Below are 2,968 nucleotides of genomic sequence, written 5' to 3'. Positions count from 1 at the left end.
TTGAGAACCTTATTTCCGAAGATTAAAAAAACGGAAAGCGTATAGTTGTGTGATTTTGAAGATTTAAGTTGGACTTACCATCATGCTAGTAATTTGAGATAGCTTCTTACAAAGTCGCACATCGCGTTAATAACAAGACGCTTTATAGGCTTACTCTATGAATAAACTCTTACAGGCCAGCACCTGCCTATGTCTTACCATCTTGCTCTCAGCCTGTCGGAGCAGTAGTGATGATAACGGCAACACCCCGAGCGATCCCCCCACTTTCGAGCAGATCATTATCCAGAATACCAGCGTCGTATTCCCACCACGCCAGTCATTAACCACCAGTGAAACCATCACCGTACGCGGCACTTCAGCGGACGTGGATGTCAGCTCTATCAAGGTGAATGATATCGAGGCCACCACCAGCGATAACTTTGCCACCTGGCAAGCAACCGTGGATCTGGCAATGGGCGAAAACACGTTTAGTATCAGTGTCAGCAATGGTGAAGAAAAAGTCAGCCTGGATGACTGGATCCTGAAGGTTACCCGCGATACTCCCCTGCCCGATTCCTTTGAAGACGTAGCCATAGACATGGCCAATAATCGTTTACTGGGCCTTGATGATAAATTTATGCAAATCATCGCCTACGATTTGACCAATCACAGTTACTCGGTATTGGCAGACAACCAAAACGACGATGCGCTTAGCCAGGCCGGCTATGAGGTTTATGATTTGGATGTTGCCGAGGTAAACCCGACCACCAAAGAGCTGATTGTTATTGGTTCTGCCGAGGTAGACAAAGAAACCAAATACGACGATACCATTATGGCGGTCAATCTCGACACGGGAGAGCGTCGCATCATTGCAGCTCACTCAAACTTTATGGCTCCCAAAGGTATTGTGATCGATGATGCCAGGCAGTTGGCCTATGTGAGCGACTGGCATAATGAGCGTATTATCAGTGTTAATCTAGACGACGGCAGTTACACCACTTTAACCAACTATGCCGCTTTAGGTATTCCGAAACACAACCGCTTTTATCATTTGGCCTGGTACGGTGATGAGCTGCTGTGGGGCACCAAAAGTGATGATGATATTGCTGCCTATGCCATTAACCTCAATACTCTCACTGCCCGAACCTTATATAACAGCAGCAGTGATGGAATCGATATTATCACCTCCGGCATTGAAGACATTGCCATTGATACAACGAATGACAATCTCATCTTAACCACCTACAGGTCAGTGCATACCTATGATCTAACTAGTGGCGAATTTTCAACACTGCTGGCTGAAGCAGCACCCTCCAGCCCACGTACGGACTATGCCTCAGGCAAGTTAATTGGCAATACACTATACCTCTATGATCAGGACACCTTTGAATTTTCAAGCCTGGAGGTCGACCGGGCGCAGCTCACTACCCACCCCCTTTCACGTATTGGCACGTCGCCAGGAAATACGTTGAATGCTCTGTATTTAAGTTCCGATCAAACAACGCTTTATGCCCATGATAGTTCGCAGGAAATTATTCGCGCCTACGATACAGCCAGCGGTGAGGTCACATCGAACCTCGACATCACCAATGCCGCCGGGGGCGATGATTTTTCACAAACCGGTGTCTACGACCCTGACACCAACAGCGCCTTTTATGTCAGATACCCGGAGTCGCAGTTTGGCTATATGCGCATCGATTTAAACACAGGGTTATCGACTTTGCTCGGGTCGGCTGATCAGAGTCTTTTAACCAACAATGGTGATATCGATATTGCCAGCGAAACCGCTTACGTGCTCGACAGAACAGGTTCTCATCCTACATACAACGCTGAGCTATACAGCGTCGATATCAATACTGGCGCTAAAGAACTGATCAGCACCACTGCCGATTTGCCCGAATTCAATTACGAGTGGATTGATGATTTAAAATTCGACAGTGGGAACCACACTATTTATATCGCCGATGACAACCAGTTAATTGCAGTAGATGCTGAAACCGGAGAGCATTCCGTATTGTCAGATGACAGTAGCAGCAGCGATGAAGGTATAAGACAGGTTGAAGATATACTCATTGATGGTGATCGGTTACTGGTAGCTGATACCAGCGTCGAAGTGGTTTACGCCGTAGATAGAACAACCGGCGAGCGAACTGTGATCACCGGTAACAGCAAAGGCAAAGGTCCACTGTTTGACAGTGCCAATGGCATTGCGTTGGCCGATAACGATATATTTTATATCGCCGAATCCAATCTTGACGCCATTATAGTGGTGGACGAAACCAACGGTGATCGCGTGATCTGGCAGCGTTAAGTCTACTCAGCATCATCCTCAAAAGCCGAAGCATCGACACGCTTCGGCTTTTGAATACCCAGAAATCCCCCATAATACTTGGGCGGCACTGGAGTCTCACCAATAAAACCGGGGAGTCGTTGTCAGGCCTTCCAATTTGAAGACGATTTACTCAAAGTATGCTTTCACTTGGTAAACTATCTATATTCAGCAACGAGTTAGACTCAAGACTAAACAGGATCCAGCTTTGAAAAGCACCAGTTTCACCATTGTTCAGCTTAAGGTTGAGTATAAAGATAAAGAAAAAAACATTGCATCCGTTGATAAACTGCTAGCTGAGTGCACAACTATTGGTGATATCACTTTACTACCAGAGATGTTCTCAACAGGTTATATATTCGACTCGAAAGAAGAAATTCATAGCCTAAGTGAAGACTTTGATGACAGCGCTACAATTAACAAACTGACTGAAATGGCCCAAACTTACGAGACCCTATTTGTTGCTGGTATTGCAGAAAAAGCAGATAACAAATACTACAATAGCGTTGCTGTTGTTGATGGAAGTGGGCTGCGTGTCATCACCGATGTAATAAGTCTTCAAAACACCAGTTTAATTTGACCTCCCGATTAACCCTTTTCTGGCCGATTGTTTTCCTGTTGGTATCAAGCAGGGAGCAGCGCCATGACCAATCGAGAGGA

2 protein-coding genes are annotated in these 2,968 nt (G+C 45.9%); both read left to right on the top strand.

The window, feature by feature from the left end:
• Positions 1–157: 157 nt before the first annotated feature.
• Positions 158–2,290 carry an outer membrane protein assembly factor BamB family protein gene (locus AK963_RS27450; RefSeq protein WP_066018502.1) on the top strand — a complete coding sequence of 711 codons (2,133 nt, stop codon included), beginning with the start codon at positions 158–160 and terminating at the stop codon, positions 2,288–2,290.
• A 226-nt stretch (positions 2,291–2,516) separates the two neighbouring features.
• A complete protein-coding gene (locus AK963_RS27445) occupies positions 2,517–2,888 on the top strand; it encodes a carbon-nitrogen hydrolase family protein (protein ID WP_066018501.1) in 372 nt (123 codons plus the stop codon).
• Positions 2,889–2,968: the final 80 nt, after the last annotated feature.

Source organism: Endozoicomonas atrinae, assembly GCF_001647025.1.
GTDB classification, from domain to species: Bacteria; Pseudomonadota; Gammaproteobacteria; order Pseudomonadales; family Endozoicomonadaceae; genus Endozoicomonas; species Endozoicomonas atrinae.
The sequence above is the reverse complement of the archived record's forward strand: the minus strand, read 5'-3'. Positions and strand labels throughout refer to the sequence as shown.

Coding starts and splice junctions, on each gene's coding strand:
- AK963_RS27450 (WP_066018502.1), top strand. CDS start 158: ATGAATAAACTCTTACAGGCCAGCACCTGCCTATGTCTTACCATCTTG.